Origin of the sequence: Synechococcus sp. B60.1, from assembly GCF_047462555.1 — a bacterium.
Taxonomy (GTDB): Bacteria; Cyanobacteriota; Cyanobacteriia; order Thermostichales; family Thermostichaceae; genus Thermostichus.
The window spans coordinates 1-1,121 of sequence record NZ_JANSJN010000219.1; the positions used below are offsets into that span (position 1 = coordinate 1).

The window sequence follows — 1,121 nt, forward strand, 5'->3', positions numbered from 1 at the left end:
TTGCCGAGGTGGGGCTGGATGGCTACTGGGAGCGGCGGGCCCGTGTGGAGGGCCTGCGGGTGATCGTGGGGCAGCGCTTGGAGCTGACCCGCACCGACTCTTTGCCGCTGCCGTTGGTGCCAGGGGGCGATCCCAATGATCCCACTAAGCTACAGGCCATTTTCATCAGCAACGAGGCGCGGCAACGCTTGACCCTGCGGGACAACCCGGCAGCAGTGCAGGCCACGGCTGTTTACCACTACAGCCACCAAGATGGGCGCTTCCCCATCGCCTGCCTGGCCACGGTGGCCCACCCCGGCACGCCTTGGAGCTTGCGGCGGGCTTCCACCTTCCCTGCCGGCGATCAGACCGACCAACTGGGCATCAACTTCTTCACCGGCCAGGGCACCAACGTCTGGGAATATGACCCTGGGCCGATGCAAGAGCGGCTGCGGCCTGGGACGCCCCTGTGGACGGCGCTGACCAACCTGGCCAATTTTGCTGGCGACCCCGACGGGGCCTATCCGCCCAGGCAGGAGGCGGGCCGCATCCACCCAGATCCGTTCATCACTGCCTTTGGCAACTTCTCCGAGCTGCGGCGAATCATCAACAACCCGAACAACCTTAGCTTGGCGGATCAAACCACGCTGCAGACGGCGGGCTGCATGCTGGGCATGCTGGCCGACAACATTCTGCGGATTGAGGCGGCTGCCAACGCCGGGGATCCAGCAGCTCAGATCCTTCGGGATGACATTCAAGCCAGCCGTAGGGGTGATCTGAATGCCTCTAACCGCTTCTACCTGCCGCTGCGCTACATCTTCCCCACCAGCGACTTTGGCCAGGCGGATCCCATAGAGAGCGAGCGGCGAGGCGCCTACTCCTGGCTGCCGGATGTGACCTACCGGGCAGTAACCGACCTCGAGCAAGTGGCTCTTCGGCCTCGCTCCACCATCAACGACTGGCGTTTGCCCCATGCCACTGCCACTTGCCCCAGCAGCACCCTACTCGGTGGCAACCATCCCAACAGCAACCAGATGGAGCTGATCCGAGTCGGCGACCAGTGCCATCGCGTGCCCTTCAAAGATTCGGTGTTTTACGATGGCCGCGAGGCAATGGCGGTGCGGGCCCTCAACATCGACCTG

1 pseudogene is annotated in these 1,121 nt (G+C 64.0%); it reads left to right on the forward strand.

Annotated elements, in window-relative coordinates:
* Window positions 1-1,121: pseudogene (locus NW863_RS13130) on the forward strand (type II secretion system protein); the annotation flags it as partial.